The sequence below is a fragment of the Chelativorans alearensis genome (assembly GCF_010993735.1).
GTDB lineage: Bacteria > Pseudomonadota > Alphaproteobacteria > Rhizobiales > Rhizobiaceae > Chelativorans > Chelativorans alearense.
In genome coordinates this window covers 430,045-447,493 of record NZ_WQNI01000005.1, presented here as the reverse complement: position 1 = coordinate 447,493, position 17,449 = coordinate 430,045, and the positions used below count along the sequence as shown (strand labels likewise).

Sequence of the window (17,449 nt, the reverse complement as noted above, 5' to 3'; positions counted from 1 at the left end):
ACGTCGTCGAACACCTTGCCGACGATGTCGCCGCAGTCGAACACCGGCTCGGCCAGGATCTCCACGACCGCCCGCGCCTCCGGCGCCAGCATGGTCCCGCTCGCGTCCGTCGCCTTGGCCCGGTTCACATGCTCGCCAGGGCCCGCCGAGCTCAAGGCCAGCATCCGCAGACGGATCTCGATCTCGCCGTTGCCCGCAAGAGACAGGTCCTCGAAGCGCACGGCACGGCCGGAAACTTCAGGCTCCACGGTCTCGCCGTTCAGCGTCGCCGAGCCCTCCACATAGCGGAAGCCCGACGGGATGGTGTCGGTGATCGTGATCCCGTCCGTCCGCGAGCCGGCATGGTTGGTCACCCGGATGGTGAACGGCGCCTGTTCGCCGCGCCGGATTTGGCGCAGATTGGCGATCTTGGCCACCGAGATGTCGTTGGCGGCGGCCGGCAGCGCCAGCACCGAGATGCTCTCGTCCGATTCCACCGCCAGGCCGGTGACGGCAGTGCCGTTGGCGTAGCCGATCGCCGTCGCCCGGTTCTCGACGCCGTCCTCCACGCCAGCGCCGTTGTCGATGTCGGACTGGCTCAGCGGGTAGGTAGCGGCAAAGGCCTGCTCCTCGCCGGGCGCAAGCGTCACATTCGACGGCGTGAAGCTTGACAGGCTGCCCATCCCGCTCTGGCTGTTGAATGTCGGGCCGTCATCGTGCGGCGTTACCTCCGACAGCGGTACGTTGCCCTCGTTCTTTACCGTAAAGGTGTAGCGGATCGTGTCGCCGTCGCTGGCCACACCGTCGCCGTTCGTGTCCCCGTAGACGCCCTCCTTAAGGAGCGTGAGCTTCGGCTGTTGCGACTCGAGCACCACGCATTGGTCCGATGGGCATTCGGGAACCGGCCCTCCAGGCACTCGAACGATATTCTTGAGCCAGACCACGTCGTCGGGCAGCGGGTCGATCACCTCGACCACGGTCGTGAGCACGAGCGTCCCTGGGTTCGTCCCGTCATGGTTGGGCACCTTGAGTCCCGACCACTCCACGACGCCGCCGTCCGGGCTGCCGCCCGAATGCACCCCGCCGTTGTCCGCTGAGACGAACACCATGTTCGGGTCGAGAACATCGTTGATCGCGTAGCTATCGGTCGCGCTGGCCTCGTTCGTCAGGGTGATCCCGTAGGTGAGCTGCTCGCCCGGTTCTGCTACCCCTTCCGTCGCGCCACCCTCCGCCACCAGCCGCTTGGCCGGCGTGATGCTCGGGTTGGCGGTGATTTCGACGCATTGCGCCGAGGGACATTCGGGTTCGGGGTCCGCGGGATCGCGCTTGACGATGTTGCGGAGCCGCGTGACGCCCGGTGGCAGAGGATCGTCGACCCGTGTCACCACTGTCAGCACCAGCGTGCCGGGCGTGCTACCGGTCTGCGGTGGCACTGTCAGGCCGCTCCAGCGGATCCAGCTGCCCTCGTCGGTGCCGCCATCGGCGTCGACGACGCTGACATTGGAGCCGTATTCGTCGATCAGGCTGTAGTCGGAATGCTCCACGCCACCCGTATTGGTGAGTGTGATCTCGTAGGTCAGTTCCTCGCCCGCTTCCGCGACGCCGTCGGTGTCGCCGCTCTCACCGACAAGCTGCTTCTCAAAGCCGACGTTCGGCCCGGTCTGGGTGACGACGCATTCGGGCGGCGTCGGCGTTGCGTCGCAGTCGATAACCTCGCCGGGCTCGCGGGCGATGTTAGCAAGTCGAGTCACGCCAGACGCCAGCGGATTATCCACCCTCACCGTCAGCTCGACCACCCGCGTGCCGGGATCGGTGCCATCATGGGCGGGCACAGCGAGTGTCCAGGACACATAGTCGCCCATGAGCTGGCCACCGTTGTTGGCGCCGGTGAAGGTCGTGTTGAGGTCGAGCAGGTCTTCAATCGTGTAAGCCGGGTCGGCACCGCCCTCGTTGGTCATCGTGATGCGGTAGGTAAGGGTCTCTCCTGGCTCGGCAATGTCGTCCATGGTGCCGCTTTCGCCACCCAGCTCCTTCACTTTGGTGATCTGTGAGACCGTCTGTATGGTCGGGCATTGCTGCGGCGTTTCCTGACAATCCACAGTCTCGCCCGGCTCTGCGGCGATGTTGGTGAGTTTCACCACGCCTGGCGGTAGCGGGTCGTTGACCTCCACCACAACGGTCAGTACCAGAACGCCCGGATTTGTTCCGTCGTGCGCGTCGATGGAAAGTCCGCTCCATTCCACCGTGCCGCCGCTTTCCGTGCCGCCGTTATCGGCCGAGACGAAGGTGGTATTGGGATCGAGCCGGTCCTCAATTCCGTAGCCGGTTACCGGACCGCCCGTGTTCGTAAGGGTGATCTCATAGGTGAGTTGCTCGCCGGGCTCGGCCATGCCGGTGCGCGAGCCGTCCTCGTCGACGAGCACCTTCTCCTTGTCGACGACCCCCGGCACTAGGGTGACAACGCATTCTGGCGCCGGGCAGTCGGGTTCCGGCTTCGTCGGATTGTAGGCGACATTGGTGAGGCGCGACACACCCGCGGGAATCGGATCCAGCACCTCCACCACCACCTGCAGTGTGAGGGTGCCGGGCGTTCCGCCCGGTACCGTCAGGTCCGTCCAGTCCACCTGGCCGCCGGGGCTGCCGCCTGTATGCGCACCGCCATTGTCGGCCGAGACAAAGATCGTGTTCGGGTCGAGCACATCACGATGGTCGTAGTCCGAGGTGGTGCTGCCAAGGTTACGCAGCGTGATCTGGTAGGTGAGCTGCTCACCCGGCTCGGCCACGTTGGTGGTCGAGCCGTCCTCGGCGAAGAGCTCCTTCTCGCTTTCCACAAAGGGCGGCGGCGGGATCACCACGCATTGCGCCGATGGGCAGGGCGGGGGTGGCTCGACGAGCGTCTTGGCGCTGTTCACCACCTCCTCGCCGGGCGGCAGGGGGTCGATGACCTGCGTCACCACCTCGAGCACCAGCGTGCCCGGCGTTACCCTGTCCTGGGCCGGCACTGTCAGCATCCATTGCACTTCGTTGCCGGCGAGCGAGCCGCCGTGGGAGGCGCTCATGAAGATGACGTTGTCGTCGAGGATATCGAGGAGTTCGTAGTCCGACGCCGTGCCGCCCGTGTTGGTGAGCGTGATCTCGTAGGTGAGCACCTCGCCGTTCTGCGGAAAAAAGTCGCCGGCGATGCTCTCATCGACCAGCGCCTTGGCAATCGACACGTCGGGCGGGATATCGTCGTTGGTGATGGTGCAGACCGCGCTCTGCCCACTGCCCAGATCAAGGGAGTTGCTGGCCACCGGTGCGCTGCCGTCGATGGCGCAGCGGTAGGTGCCGGCGGTGTAGCCGGCGGGACCGGTTTCATCGAGCGTATAGCTGCCCGCCGGCACGTTGGCGCCGGTGACCGACGGGTCGCCCGTCGCGCCGGACAGGTTGATGGGGCCTCTTGCCGTGAGGGCGAAGTCCTCCACCTCGGCGATGCCGCCGTCATTGTTGACGAGCGTCTTGCGCAGCGTCAGCGTGGCCGGCTCGTCGTCGTTGGTGACGGTGCATACGGCGGTCTGCTCGTTGGCGAGCGTGATTGAGTTGCCGGAAATCGGCGCGCCGCCGTTGATGGAGCAGACATAGTCGCTGGCCGTATAGCCAGGCTGATTTGTCTCGCTCAGCACGTAGGAGCCTGCCGGCACGGCCGTATTCGTCACGTCGGGGCTGCCGCTCGTGCCGGAAATGGTCACCGGCCCGTCGGCGCTCAGCGTGAAATCGGCGAGCGTGGCGGTGCCGCCGTCATCGGTCACCAGGTCCTTTTCGAGGGTCAGGAGGGGAGCCGCAAGGTCGGAGTCGGAATCCGTGTTGTTGCTCGGGGTCGGGTCCGGGAAGCCCACGGGATTCGTCACCGTGGCCGCGTTGGTGAGTTCGCCGGTGAAGCTCAGCGGCACTTGCATGGTCAGGGTGAAGGTGACCGAGGAGTTGGCGGGCAGGTTTACCGGCACATCAATGCCGCCGGTGCCGCTGGCCGCGCAGACCGCGCCATTCGTCGCGCTGCCGCAGGTCCATTCGGCGTCGGTAATGCCTTGGGGAAGCGCGTCGTTGACGCGTGCATTCTGCACGCCGAAGGGGCCGTTGTTGCTGACCACGATCGTGTAGACGACCTCGCCGCCGCGATTATAAGATTGGGAATCGTCGTCCTTGGTGATTTCGAGGTCGGCGTCGAGTTCTACCGCCGTCGTGGGGCACTTGGCGCCGTCACCGCCGCCCGTCGGCGACTCGGAGATGAGCGTCGCTTCACCCGTCACGGTATCGAATTGGTAGAATCCGCCACCATTGTCACGGCCAAAAATGCCGTTGGTGGCGCTGATCATCGACCCGAAGGCACCGCCGGTGTTCGAAGCCCCGATGATGCTCACATCACCGGTATTGGGATCAACCGTATAGAGACGATCGTTGACGTGATCATGAGCGTAAAGGAGATTGTTGTGCCAGGCCCAGTCCGCTGAAGCGATAGTCTGTGGAGGATTGAAGTCTATGCGGGTGGCGCTACGGGTGCTCAGGTTGATCCGCCACATCCCGTCGCTTGTAGTGCCGCCGTTGTGCTTGACGTAGAGAAAGCCGTCCGCGCCAACCACGCCCGTTGCGAAAATCGCCCGGGCGTCGCCTACATTGATTCCGCCCCCGAGGATTTCCCCCATGTCCCGCACGGAGCCGTCCGCGCCGATCCGCAGGAGGCGCTGTCTGCTCGTGTTGCTGTCCCACCGGGCGGCGTAGATATAGTTGGTGTTCGGGTCGAAGCCTATCCCGTTATAGCCCGGGGAATTCGTGCCGATGGTATTATCGAAGCCGAATGGGTTGGTGCTCGTGTCGACACTGATAAGCTGCGACGGGTTGAAGCCCAACGAAAGATACATGGTCGAATCGCAAGTGAAGGCGGGCTGCGCCTGCGCTTCAGCGTCGGAGTTCGACCCTGCCAGCAGGGCGCACGCGGCAACAATCCTCGCTGCTACGCTCGGAAGATGCCGGGAAAGACGCGCCGCTATGGAAACCAAAACCCGCATGCGTATGGACGCCCCTCGTATGCGAACAGTCCAGACGGGTGTCTTGCGCAGCAAAATTCTGTGCTGCCCAAGCATTGGGCCAGATTCCCCTCAGAATCCAACGCACTGCATCAATGCTTCAGCAGAAGCTGCCCACCCCGGACAATTATGATACCTTCAAGGGGCATAGCTTTTTGAAGACTGTATTTCACAGAATCCCGGTTTTTTCAGAAAACGCCGAAAATAGTTATGCATGCATATGCAATATTGCGGATCGGATACAAACTCCCGCACACCCGCTATCTCTTCTGGAAAATACGTTCGGCGGGTCGTGTGGCAAGACGTGCTTTTCGATGCGGCCGCGGCGCGAGGTTCGGCTGGGATCGACATCGAATGTCCCAAGGAGGAAGCCGCGGGGTGCTGGTGGAGCCTTGCCTTATTCGCCCCTTTTGGCATTTCAGCTCGGTTCCAAAGGCCCCCAGGCGGTGCAGATGGAGGCCCAAACGCGCTCCCCACATAGCACCGAGCCTGCCGCAGCGAGCGGCTTCCGCATATTCGTTGCGGCCTGTTTGCTTCTGCTGACCTAGATCGTGCGGCAGCCGGGCGAGGGGACAACACGTCCAGCCGCGTGCCGGCGCAGTGTCCGCTTAAACGGCAGATTTCGGTCTTCCGCTGACTGCGCTGGCGTCAATTGATCTGATTTCGGGTGTGTGCGTCAATTTCATCAAATTGTAGCGGTTGGCCTCGAGCCAGTTCTCGTGGGTTTCGACGGCGAGGGCCGGCTTCGGGCCGCGAAATCCCGTGGCTAAACAAAACGAGGTCGGTTGTCGGGAAACGCGCCACTTGTTCGTCCTCGGGATACGAAGCGATGAGTACAGCTGGAAGACCCATGAGAAAGATCAGGATCATCGAACACATCTCGCTGGACGGCGTGATCCAAGCCCCCGGCGGGCCGAACGAAGACAGGGACGGTGACTTCGAACATGGTGGCTGGATCGTGCCGCATTCCGATCCGGCCGTGGGAGAGGCCGTCGTTGCAGCTCACGGCAAGGCCTTCGATCTACTGCTTGGCCGCCGCACCTACGATATCTGGAGCGGCTATTGGCCAAAAGCCGAGAGCAGTCCGATGGCGGATAGTTTGAACGCCGCAACGAAATACGTCGCGACCCATAGACCGGACAGCCTCGGATGGGGTCCCGTCGAGGACCTTGGCGCGGACATGATAGCGGGCGTTCGCGGCGTCAAGTCAAAGGACGGCCCTGACCTGATCGTCTGGGGAAGCTCGACGCTGACGCCAGTGCTGCTCGAGCAAGGACTGGTCGACGAGGTTCTGCTGGTCGTCTACCCGGTCCTGCTCGGCCGGGGCAAACGCTTCTTTTCGGACAGTGCTGACCCGCGCGAACTCGCTCTCGTCAGCACGAAGGCCGCGTCTTCGGGCGCGCTTATGAACACTTATCGGCCCGTTGGATCGCTGCGGACGGGATCCTTTGCAGAGCCGCCGGCCTGAAAGCACCGCAAGGAATCGGGGCCTGCGCAGCAGGTATAAGGAGTAAACACGATGCTACGCATTATACTGACCGTGGCTGCGCTCTTCGCAGCCAGCGTCGTTTTCGCCCAGGAGGTGCCAGAAGGCAACCGGGTCGAGATCAATGGCATGCAGATGTACTACGAGGTCTCCGGCGAGGGCGAGCCGATGATCGTGCTGCATGGCGGCTTCATGAATATCCCCAGCATGGGCGAGATCGTCGGGCGGCTGGCCGAGACGCACCGCGTCTACGCGCTGGAGCTCCAGGGCCACGGCCGCACCACGGATATCGACAGGCCGATCACCTACCCTAACCTTGCGGGTGACGTCGCGGCGTTCATGGAGGCAGTCGAGATCGAGAAGGCAGACGTTTTCGGCTATTCGATGGGCGCGATCACTGGGCTCAGGTTGGCCATCGACTTCCCCGAGAAGGTGGATCAGCTGATCTTCGCCTCCGGAGTGTACGACTTCCAGGGTTGGCAGCCGGCATTCCGCGAACTCATCCCGCAATGGACGGTCGAGATGTTCACGGCAATGCCGCTGGCCGAGGAGTACAAGGCGCTCGCCCCCAATCCGGAAGGCTTCCCTGCACTGGCCGAGAAGCTGATCGCACTCGAAAACGCACCGCTGGCCTGGGGCGAGGAGGTGGCGGCGTTGGAGACGCCGGTGCTGATCATCGCGGGCGACGCCGACGGGTCGACGCTCGAGCACAATGTCGAGATGTTCCGGCTGCTCGGGGGCGGCATTATGGGCGACACGGGCGAACCGCTCCCCGCCTCGCGGCTCGCAATCCTGCCGGCCACGTCCCACACTGCGCTGATCGGCCAGGTCGATCTGATGATGGCTTTCATCGGACCGTTTCTGGCCGGCGAGGTGCCCAAAGGCTGGTTTGACTGAAATCTCGCAGGCGCGGCGCAAGCACATAACCCCCAAGAACCGAGGAGATTAGATATGACCAAACTCGTGAACTGCCTGTGGTTCGACCACGGCGAAGCACGCAAGGCGGCGGAGTTCTATGCCGCCACCTTTCCTGGCAGTCATGTGGATCGGGTGAATGCGGCCGCATCCGACTACCCTGGCGGCAAGGAAGGCAGTGAGCTGACCGTCGAGTTCACAGTGCTTGGCCAGTCGTTCCTTGGCCTGAACGGCGGCCCGAATTTCAAGGCGAACGAATCCGTCAGCTTCATGGTGTTGACCGAAGATCAGGAAGAGACCGACCGCTACTGGAACGCCATAGTCGGAAACGGCGGCGCCGAGAGCGCCTGCGGCTGGTGTAGGGACCGGTGGGGCTTCTCCTGGCAGATCACGCCGAAGCGGCTCATGGACCTGACGACCGATCCCGACCGCGCCAAGGCCAAGCGCGCGATGGAGGCGATGATGACGATGAAGAAGATTGATATCGCGGCGCTGGAAGCCGCAGCAGCAGGTTAACCCGGCCCAAGGCAACCACGCCTTGGTACGCTCAATGAACGGAGATGATCATGCCCAACACCGTTAAACTGCACCGGGTCTTCGCCGCCAGGCCCGAAAAGGTCTACCGCGCATTTCTGGAACCTGACGCGGTTGCGAGCTGGCTCCCACCCTTCGGTTTCACCTGTACGGTCCATGAGCTTGAGGCCAAGGAAGGCGGCAAGCACAGAATGTCCTTCCGAAACTTCACGACCGGGCAAAGCCATTCCTTCGGCGGTACCTATCTGAAACTTGTTCCCGGCGAGATGCTTGTCTACAGCGATGTGTTCGATGATCCGAACCTTCCGGGCGAGATGAAAGTGACCGTTACGCTGAGGGCCGTTTCCGTCGGAACGGAGATGACGGTGGTTCAGGAGAACGTGCCCGATCTGATCCCTGTCGAGGCAGGTTATCTCGGTTGGCAAGAGTCGCTGCGCAAGCTTGCCAAACTCGTCGAGCCCGAGATTACGCAATGAACCGTCGACGCAATCTCATCCAACTGCGATAACAGGGAAACCAAAAAGAGATAAATCAGCAGATCACCATCGCCACCACCATCGCCGCGCCGATCGAACGCGTCTGGGGGGCGGTGCCCGTTGATATCACGCGGTGGTCGTCAGCGTGGCTGGCGATGCACCGCGTGTATCCGCAGCAATGAGCGTCCTGCAGCCTGTGCCCCCGTGTCCCAACTAGTTCGTTGCGGCGCGCAAGCGTGTCATCGAGGATCGCGTGTTCGCTCGGGTCCAGTTCTGAACAACGAAAGCAAGGAACGCTGGATGCCCGGCGACAGGCGCATGAGGCGTGCGCCTATCATCTTGGTGGATTTCTACTCCTTTCAATGCAATCGAACCGCATTCTTGGAAGTGGTAAAATGTAAAGTTCATCACAAGGCTGTTTTTCCAGCAAGAATGCAGAAGGGAGGAAGAAATGGCCGATACGGAATGGGAGATCAAAGGCCGCGAATTCATTCACTGCAATTGCGCATATGGGTGTCCATGCCAGTTCAACGCCCGTCCGACCCACGGCAATTGTGAGGCCGTGGGATTTGTGGAGATCGATGAAGGCCATCACGGCGAGACCAACCTTGATGGGATGAGAATTGGCATCATCGTGCGGTGGCCGGGAGCCATACACGAGGGCGGCGGCGAGGCGATTCCGATCGTCGACGAGCGTGCGACGGAGCCGCAACGCGAAGCATTGCTGCGCATTATGAGCGGACTGGATACCGAGCCGGGAGCCACCTTCTTCCAGGTGTTCTCGACGACGTTCGAAAAGGTCCATGATCCGGTCTTTTCCGAGATCGATTTCACAGTCGATCCTGGTGCCCGTACGGCGCGTGTGAACGTTCCCGGCTGGGTTGAGGCGCGCGGCGAGCCGATCCGCAACCCGGTGACGGGTGAGGAACACCGCGCGCGCATCAATCTGCCGCATGGCTTCGAGTACGATGTCTGCGAAGCCGGCCGGGGCTGGGGTTCCACCAAGGGACCCGTTGCACTTACCCTAGAGGACTCGCATGCGCATTTCGCAAAGCTGCACATGACGGGCAGCGGTGTCGTGCACTGATCCGATGGGCGTCAGCGCACCCGCGACCGTCTTGCGCCGTGACCCGGCGGTCATCGGGGCAGTATTTGGCCTGCTGTCCGCAGTCGCCTGGGTCGCTGGCGAGATGGCGATGCTTGGCATGGGCGGCGCCTCGCCTGCGGCAGGCTCCATGCCAAGCGCTTCTTGCCTTCCCGGCCGATCTTAGGGGCCGACCCGTTCCCACCAAGTATCGCGAAAGGCCTCTTGACCAGGCCCGCGACATTGGTTTGCCAATGGCAATCGTGGCCCCTTTGCAAGGAGGATGGTTCACCGGGAAGGGAACCAGCAGTATAGACTTCGCGTTGGACGGTCAGAGAGTTCCCGTTGAGAGAATTCGAGAATGGATCGTCCGGGGCACGCACTCCTTCAGGAACTAGCTGCGAGCCGTATCGCGATAGAGGCGGTGGAGCCGGCAATCGAGAGAGGTCGCTTCGCTGCAAAGGCGATCGTCGGCGAGCGCTTCCGGGTCGAAGCCGACATCTTTTGCGATGGACACGAGGCAATCGCGGCGGTGGTGCTCTACCGCCGCCAGGGGGAGACGTCCTGGAACGAGATGCCAATGCGTCTGCTGGTCAACGACCGTTGGCGCGCGACCATCACCTTTGACGAAATCGGACACCACGAGTTCAGCATCTGCGCCTGGCGCGACCTCTTCGCCACATGGCGGGCGGATGTGATCAAGAAGCACGACGCGGGCCAGGACCTTTCGCTTGACCTGCGGGAGGGACAGCTTCTCGTCGAGAAGGCGCTCACCGACGCTGCTGGATCGCGGAACGATCGCGCAGCACTTGAGGTGCTGTGTACTGAAATCGAATCCTCACCGGCAAAGCGTGATGTGCTCGCAGTCTTGATCAGCGACGAGATGGCGATCTTGATGCGGCGGCTCGGCGTGCGGGCAAACCTGACACACGGCGACACCATCTTTCCGGTGTTCGTGGATCGTGAACGTGCGGGCTTTTCCGCTTGGTACGAGCTGATGCCGCGCTCGCAGTCGGGCAGGGCGGATGTGCACGGCACCTTCGACGATGTCATCGAGCGGCTTCCTTACGTCCGTGACATGGGCTTCGATGTCCTCTACTTCCCGCCAATCCACCCGATCGGGCACACTAATCGCAAGGGCCGCAACAACAGCTTGATTGCGGAGCGCAACGATCCTGGCAGCCCCTACGCCATCGGCTCTGAGGTGGGCGGACACGACGCCATACACCCCGCGCTCGGCGGTTTCGAGGAATTCGAAAGGCTCGTGAAAGCGGCCGCCGACCACGGGTTGGAGATTGCCCTCGATTTCGCCATCCAGTGCTCACCTGACCATCCGTGGATCAAGGAGCACCCCGAGTGGTTTGACTGGCGGCCGGACGGCACTATCAAATTCGCCGAGAACCCGCCCAAGAAGTACGAGGACATCGTCAACGTTCATTTCTACCGCGATGCGATCCCCGGCCTGTGGCACGCGCTGCGCGACATTGTTCTTTTCTGGCTGGATAAGGGCGTGCGCATTTTCCGGGTCGACAATCCGCACACCAAGCCTCTGCCCTTCTGGGAGTGGATGATCGCGGAGGTGCGGCGCGTGGATCCAGGTGTCATCTTCCTTGCCGAAGCGTTCACGCGACCGAAGATGATGAAGAGGCTCGCCAAGGTCGGCTTCAATCAGTCGTATTCCTACTTCACCTGGCGCAACTCCAAGCAGGAGCTAACCGAGTATCTCACCGAGCTCACGCGCGCCGACTGCCGCTACTATATGCGGCCGAACTTCTTCGTGAACACGCCGGACATCAATCCTCACTATCTTCAGACAAGTGGCCGGCCAGGCTTTCAGGTGCGGCTGTTTCTTGCCGCCACACTCGGTGCCAACTATGGCATCTACAATGGTTTCGAGCTTTGTGAGGCCGAGGCGCTGCCCGGACGGGAGGAATATCTAAACTCCGAGAAATACGAGATCCGCGCTTGGGACTGGGATCGGCCGGGCAACATCAAGGCAGACGTCGCCTTTATCAACCGGTTGCGCCGCGAGAATCCGGCGCTGCGCCAGTTTACCAACCTGAACTTCTACAACGCCTGGAACGACGCCATCCTTTACTATGGCAAGTTCACGGATGACCTGTCCAATTTCCTTCTACTCGCCGTCAATCTCGACCCATACCACCCGCAGGAGGCTCCATTCGAGGTGCCGCTGTGGGAATTCGGGCTTCCCGACGACGCAACGATCGAGGCCGACGATCTCGTTACCGGTCAGCCTTTCGCCTGGACCGGCAAAGTCCAGCATATGTTCCTCGATCCACATCAGCGACCATTCATGGCCTGGCGGCTGATCGCGCCGGGGGGGAGCCGATGAACACCTTAGACAGTGTCGTGGCGCCGCCCGGGCACGCAGGCAGGCTCTTGGCGGGCCCACATCAGTCCGACTGGTACAAGGACGCGATCATCTATCAGCTTCACATCAAGGCGTTTCATGACTCCAACGGCGACGGCATAGGCGATTTCAACGGCCTGCTGCAGCGGCTCGACTACATCGAGCGGCTGGGCGTGAACGCGATCTGGATCCTGCCCTTCTATCCCTCGCCGCTGCGCGACGACGGCTACGACATCGCCGACTACCGCGCCATCAATCCCTCATACGGCACCATGCGCGATTTTCGACGCTTCGTCGCCGAAGCGCATCGGCGCGGAATCAGCGTGATTACCGAGCTCGTCATCAACCATACCTCCGATCAGCACCCGTGGTTCCAACGTGCGCGGCAAGCGAAGAAGGGATCTGCAGCGCGCAATTTCTATGTGTGGAACGACGACGACGAGCGCTATCCCGAAACTCGCATCATCTTCCTCGATACCGAGACGTCCAACTGGACCTGGGATCCCGTTGCCGGTCAGTTCTTCTGGCATCGATTCTATTCCCACCAGCCCGACCTCAACTTCGACAACCCGCGCGTGCTGGAAGAGGTCATCAAGGTGATGCACTTCTGGCTCGACACTGGTGTCGACGGGCTGCGGCTCGACGCCATTCCCTATCTGGTCGAACGCGACGGCACCAACAACGAAAACCTGCCCGAGACCCACGAGGTCCTGAAAAAAATCCGCACGGCGCTGGACGAGCGCTATCCCGACCGGATGCTGCTTGCCGAAGCCAACCAGTGGCCGGAGGACACGCGGCCCTATTTCGGCGATGGCGACGAATGCCACATGGCCTTTCACTTCCCCCTGATGCCGCGCATCTACATGGCACTGGCGCAAGAGGATCGGCATCCGATCTCGGACATCATGCGCCAGACGCCGGAAATCCCGGAGTCCTGCCAATGGGCCATTTTCCTGCGCAACCATGACGAGCTGACCCTGGAGATGGTGACCGATCGCGAGCGTGACTATCTCTGGCACACCTACGCCGACGACATGCGCGCCCGCATCAATCTCGGCATCCGCCGCCGCCTTGCGCCGCTCATGCAGAATGACCGGCGCAAGATGGAACTGATGAACGCGCTGCTTCTGTCCATGCCTGGGACGCCGGTCATCTACTACGGCGATGAGCTCGGTATGGGCGACAACATCTATCTCGGCGACCGCGACGGCGTGCGTACGCCCATGCAGTGGTCGATGGACCGCAATGGCGGCTTTTCCCGTGCCAATCCGCAGATGCTTTACCTGCCTCCGATCATGGACCCGCTCTACGGATACCAGACAATCAATGTAGAGGCCCAGGAGGCGGATCCGTCGTCGCTCCTCAACTGGGTTCGCCGCATGGTTGCCGTGCGCAAGCAGCACCGAGCCTTCGGGCACGGCGACTTCACGATGCTTTACCCGAGAAATAGGCGCATCCTCGCCTATACGCGCAGCGACGGCGAGGAGACCATTCTGTGTGTGGTGAACCTCTCGCGCTCTGCCCAGGCGGTGGAGCTCGACCTGTCCAGATATCGCGCCTGCGTCCCCATCGAGCTTATCAGCCAGTCACCTTTTCCGCCCATCGGCGACCTTCCCTATATGCTCACGCTGTCGAGTTATGGTGCCTTCTGGTTCCTGTTGGCGAGCGAGGCTCAGGCGCCTGCGTGGCACGACGACATTCCCGAGCCTCTTCCCGAATTCATCACACTGACACTGATCGGCGGGCGCCTTGAACGTGCGCTTACCGGCCGCGAGGGGCATCAACTCGCGCAGGATGTGCTGCCCCAGTTCATGCAGCGCCAGCGCTGGTTTGGCGCCAAGGGCGAAGAGATGCGTTCGGTCGCGGTGAACGAGCTTGCACAGCTGGGGGACGAAGCGGGACTTCTCGCTCTGGTCGACTTCGATTTGCCGGACGGCAGCCAACGCTATTTGTTGCCGCTGACCGTGCTCTGGGGCGAGGAGAACGTGCAGTTTGGAGCGCCCAAGCTCTCGGCCACGCTCGCTCGCGTGCGGCGGGGTCCGCAGCTAGGTGCGCTTATCGACGGCTCTTATGACGATCGCTTCGCCACCGAGATCATGCAGGCCATGCAGGAAAACCGCGAACATCCGGCCGCCGGGGGCGTTTTGCGGTTTTACGGCAATGAACGCCTGCAGGTCATGACGTTCTCCGAACCGCCGACCACTTTGATGGGCGAGCAGAGCAATGTGTCGGTCGCCTTTGGCCGGCAGGCGCTCTTGAAGATCTTCCGCAGGCTTCGCCCCGGCGACCAGCCCGAGGTCGAGGTGGCACGGTTCCTGACGGAAGAGGCGGGCTTTGCCAATACGCCGGCTTTTCTGGGAATGGTCGAGTATGATGAGGAGGGCGGCGAGCGGACAATCCTTGCCAGCGTTTCTGCCTTTGTCGAGAACCAGGGAGACGCCTGGAGCGTGTTCGTCCATGCACTCGAACGGCGCATCGAGGACGAATTCCTTGCCCCGCCGGTCGTGCCGGCGGCGTCCGCGGCGCAAACCGATGTGCCGCCCGAAGTGGTCTCGGACTCCCTCACTTATCCGCTCGATCTTCTCCGGCGGCTCGGCGAGCGCACTGGCCAGATGCATGCGGCGTTTGCTGTCGATACAGATCGGCAGGCGTTCCGCTGTGAACCGGTCGACCGCGCAGATATCGAGGAGTGGCTGGAGGACGCGCGTGCGCAGGTGGCGGCCGCGCGTGCCGGGATCCAGCGCGCGATGGCAGCCCTTTCGCCCGCAGCGAGAGAGAGGGCTGAGCGGTTGACAGCGCTTGATCCAGAGATCGATCGCAGGCTGGCGGTGCTGGCAGGAATTGCGCCGTCGGGCAAGAAGTCTCGTATCCATGGAGACTACCATCTGGGTCAAGTCCTCGTCTCGGAGCAGGACCTCTTCATCATCGATTTCGAGGGCGAGCCGAGGCGCACCCTAGCCGAGCGACGCCGGAAAAGCTCGCCGCTGCGAGATGTGGCGGGGATGTTGCGCTCATTCGACTACGCCGCCTGGGCGGCTGTACGGCAGGTCGCCTCGCGGCTGCCTGACCAGGCGCGCGACAGCGCCGCCATTGCGCGGCACTGGCGCGACCGCATGGCCGAGGAGTTCCTCGCGGCCTACTTCCCGGCGGCTGCCGACGCGCAGAATTTGCCCGAGGATGCTGATACGCGGCTGGCGCTGCTCGAGCTGTTCTTGCTGCAGAAAGGCTTCTACGAGATCAATTACGAGCTTTCCAACCGTCCGGACTGGGTAGGTATCCCAATCCAGGGTATCCTCGACCTGATCGATGGAGGTGTGGCATGACATCCCCTGCGGACGCGGTGGAATCATGGCGCCTCGATGATCAGCATGCCATCGCCGCGCTCGTGGCGGGACGACACGGCGATCCGTTCTCCGTCCTCGGGCCGCACGCAAGTCCAGCCGGCACCGTGTTGCGCGTCCTGCACCCGCATGCCGAAACCGCCGAGGCGATCGATCCTGAAAGCGGCAGGACGCTGACAAAACTGCTGCGGCGCCACGCACGCGGATTCTTTGAAGGGCTTCTGTCGAAACATAAGTCTCCGCCGCGTTACCGGCTGCGCTTTTCCCGTGGCGATGACGTCTGGGAGGAGGAGGACGCCTACCGCTTCCCTAGCACCTTTGGAGACCTGGACCGGCACCTTCTGGGAGAGGGCCGTCACCTGCGCCTCTACGAGAAACTGGGCGCGCACCCAATGACCTGTGATGGGATGGCGGGTACTCGGTTTGCCGTGTGGGCGCCCAACGCCAGCCGCGTCAGTGTCATCGGCAATTTCAACGTCTGGGATGGCCGCCACCATCCCATGCGCTTCCATCCCGGCATCGGCGTGTGGGAAATCTTCGTCCCCGGGGTTGGCCGCGGCGAGGTCTACAAATTCGAGATCATCGGCGCTCACGGCGAAATCCTCCCGGCGAAGGCCGATCCGCTTGCCTTCAAATGCGAGGTGCCGCCGGCAACCGCTTCCGTGGTTGATGGGCTGCCCGCCCACGCATGGGAGGATGAGGGCTGGATGAAGGAGCGTTCCGCCCGAAACGACCGCGACGCACCTATTTCCATCTACGAGGTTCACCTCGGCTCATGGCGCCGTCGCGACGATGGCGCCTATCTCACCTATGACGATCTGGCCGATCAGCTCGTCCCCTACGTCAAGGATCTCGGCTTTACGCATATCGAATGCATGCCGGTCAGCGAGCATCCGTTCTCCGGCTCGTGGGGCTATCAGCCAATCGGCCTTTATGCACCGACCAGCCGCTTCGGCGACCCCGACGGCTTCGCACGGTTCGTCAACCGCTGCCACAAGGAGAAGCTGGGTGTCATTATCGACTGGGTTCCCGCTCACTTTCCTTCGGATGCGCATGGTCTGGTCAATTTCGACGGCACCGCGCTCTACGAGCATGCCGACCCGCGCAAAGGCTTTCATCGCGACTGGAACACTCTGATTTATAATTTCGGCCGCCGCGAGGTTGCAAACTTCCTGACGGCCAATGCGCTGTTTTGGCTTGATCAGTACCACGTCGATGCCTTGCGCGTGGATGCCGTCGCCTCGATGCTCTACCTCGACTACAGTCGCCAGCCAGGCGACTGGGAGCCCAACATCCATGGCGGCAACGAAAATCTCGAAGCGATCGCCTTCCTGCGTGACACCAATATCGCTCTGTTCTCCCACCACTCGGGGGCAACGTCAGCGGCCGAAGAGTCGACGGCCTTTCCCGGCGTGTCCCGGCCCGTCTATGCCGGTGGGTTGGGCTTCGGTTTTAAGTGGAACATGGGCTGGATGCACGACACGCTGGACTATATCGGCCGCGACCCGATCCACCGGCGCCATCATCATGACCAAATAACTTTCGGGCTACACTATGCGTTCTCGGAAAACTTCATCCTACCATTGAGCCATGATGAGGTGGTCTACGGAAAGGGGTCGCTAATCGGCCGCATGCCGGGCGACCGCTGGCAGAAGTTTGCCAATCTGCGCGCCTATCTCGCCTTCATGTGGACGCACCCTGGCAAGAAGCTCCTGTTCATGGGCGGCGAGTTCGCGCAGGAGCGCGAGTGGAACCACGACTGGCAACTCGATTGGCACCATCTCGATGACGCCCTGCATTGCGGCGTGTGCGACCTCTTGCGCGACCTCAACGCGATCTACGTGAACCACAAGGCGCTGCACGAACTGGACTGCGAATCCGACGGGTTCGAATGGATCGATGCTTCCAATCCGGATCTGAGCGTCTTTATTTATTTGCGAAAGGGTACCGGCAATGCTCCGCCTGTTCTCGTTGCGTGCAATTTCACACCTGTCGTGCGGGAGGATTACCGCATCGGCCTTCCGCGGACGGGCCGCTGGCGCGAAATCCTCAACAGCGATCAGTCCCAGTATGGCGGATCGGGCGTCACCAACGGCTCGGTGAACGCGGTGGAGGAGCCGTGGCATGGCCGCCCCGCCTCGGCATCCCTGAGGCTGCCGCCGCTTGGGGTGGTGGTGCTGAGCTGGGATCAATAGGCTGATAA

General features: G+C 62.2%; 9 protein-coding genes. 8 read left to right on the top strand and 1 reads right to left on the bottom strand.

The features are described from left to right. On the bottom strand, nt 1–4,874 hold a 4,874-nt coding region (locus GPJ75_RS10385; RefSeq protein WP_163267734.1), incomplete at its 3' end, for a DUF6923 family protein. A 1,015-nt stretch (nt 4,875–5,889) separates the two neighbouring features. Here GPJ75_RS10385 and GPJ75_RS10380 point away from each other — a divergent pair. The 8 genes from GPJ75_RS10380 to glgB all read left to right on the top strand — a co-directional run bounded on the left by GPJ75_RS10380 (nt 5,890) and on the right by glgB (nt 17,441). Further along, nucleotides 5,890–6,507, top strand: a complete 618-nt coding sequence (locus tag GPJ75_RS10380; RefSeq protein ID WP_163267732.1) for a dihydrofolate reductase family protein — start codon at nt 5,890–5,892, stop codon at nt 6,505–6,507. 51 nt (nt 6,508–6,558) lie between these two features. Continuing rightward, entirely contained in the window at nt 6,559–7,422 is an 864-nt protein-coding gene (locus GPJ75_RS10375) for an alpha/beta fold hydrolase (RefSeq protein ID WP_163267730.1), read from the top strand. Between the two features lie 54 nt (nt 7,423–7,476). Beyond that, the gene (locus tag GPJ75_RS10370) at nt 7,477–7,956 is read left to right on the top strand and encodes a VOC family protein (protein ID WP_163267728.1); all 480 of its coding nucleotides are present in this window, start codon (nt 7,477–7,479) and stop codon (nt 7,954–7,956) included. A gap of 50 nt (nt 7,957–8,006) precedes the next feature. Beyond that, entirely contained in the window at nt 8,007–8,450 is a 444-nt protein-coding gene (locus GPJ75_RS10365; RefSeq protein ID WP_163267726.1) for an SRPBCC family protein, read from the top strand. A gap of 451 nt (nt 8,451–8,901) precedes the next feature. Continuing rightward, complete coding sequence (locus GPJ75_RS10360) at nt 8,902–9,537, top strand: DUF1326 domain-containing protein (RefSeq protein WP_163267724.1); 636 nt, start codon at nt 8,902–8,904, stop codon at nt 9,535–9,537. Nucleotides 9,538–9,895: 358 nt separating this feature from the next. Beyond that, nucleotides 9,896–11,887: an alpha-1,4-glucan--maltose-1-phosphate maltosyltransferase gene (locus GPJ75_RS10355; RefSeq protein WP_163267722.1), complete on the top strand. Its 1,992-nt coding sequence runs from the start codon at nt 9,896–9,898 to the stop codon at nt 11,885–11,887. Next, nucleotides 11,884–15,228, top strand: a complete 3,345-nt coding sequence (gene treS / locus GPJ75_RS10350; protein WP_163267720.1) for a maltose alpha-D-glucosyltransferase — start codon at nt 11,884–11,886, stop codon at nt 15,226–15,228. Before GPJ75_RS10355 ends, treS begins: the two co-directional genes overlap by 4 nt. Then, nucleotides 15,225–17,441, top strand: coding sequence for a 1,4-alpha-glucan branching protein GlgB (glgB, locus tag GPJ75_RS10345; RefSeq protein ID WP_163267718.1), 2,217 nt, complete (start codon nt 15,225–15,227; stop codon nt 17,439–17,441). Before treS ends, glgB begins: the two co-directional genes overlap by 4 nt. Nucleotides 17,442–17,449 lie beyond the last annotated feature (8 nt).

What these genes read in the sequence shown, in the direction of transcription:
- GPJ75_RS10380 (WP_163267732.1), top strand. Translation starts at nt 5,890, where the DNA reads ATGAGAAAGATCAGGATCATCGAACACATCTCGCTGGACGGCGTGATC.
- GPJ75_RS10375 (WP_163267730.1), top strand. Translation starts at nt 6,559, where the DNA reads ATGCTACGCATTATACTGACCGTGGCTGCGCTCTTCGCAGCCAGCGTC.
- GPJ75_RS10370 (WP_163267728.1), top strand. Translation starts at nt 7,477, where the DNA reads ATGACCAAACTCGTGAACTGCCTGTGGTTCGACCACGGCGAAGCACGC.
- GPJ75_RS10365 (WP_163267726.1), top strand. Translation starts at nt 8,007, where the DNA reads ATGCCCAACACCGTTAAACTGCACCGGGTCTTCGCCGCCAGGCCCGAA.
- GPJ75_RS10360 (WP_163267724.1), top strand. Translation starts at nt 8,902, where the DNA reads ATGGCCGATACGGAATGGGAGATCAAAGGCCGCGAATTCATTCACTGC.
- GPJ75_RS10355 (WP_163267722.1), top strand. Translation starts at nt 9,896, where the DNA reads ATGGATCGTCCGGGGCACGCACTCCTTCAGGAACTAGCTGCGAGCCGT.
- treS (WP_163267720.1), top strand. Translation starts at nt 11,884, where the DNA reads ATGAACACCTTAGACAGTGTCGTGGCGCCGCCCGGGCACGCAGGCAGG.
- glgB (WP_163267718.1), top strand. Translation starts at nt 15,225, where the DNA reads ATGACATCCCCTGCGGACGCGGTGGAATCATGGCGCCTCGATGATCAG.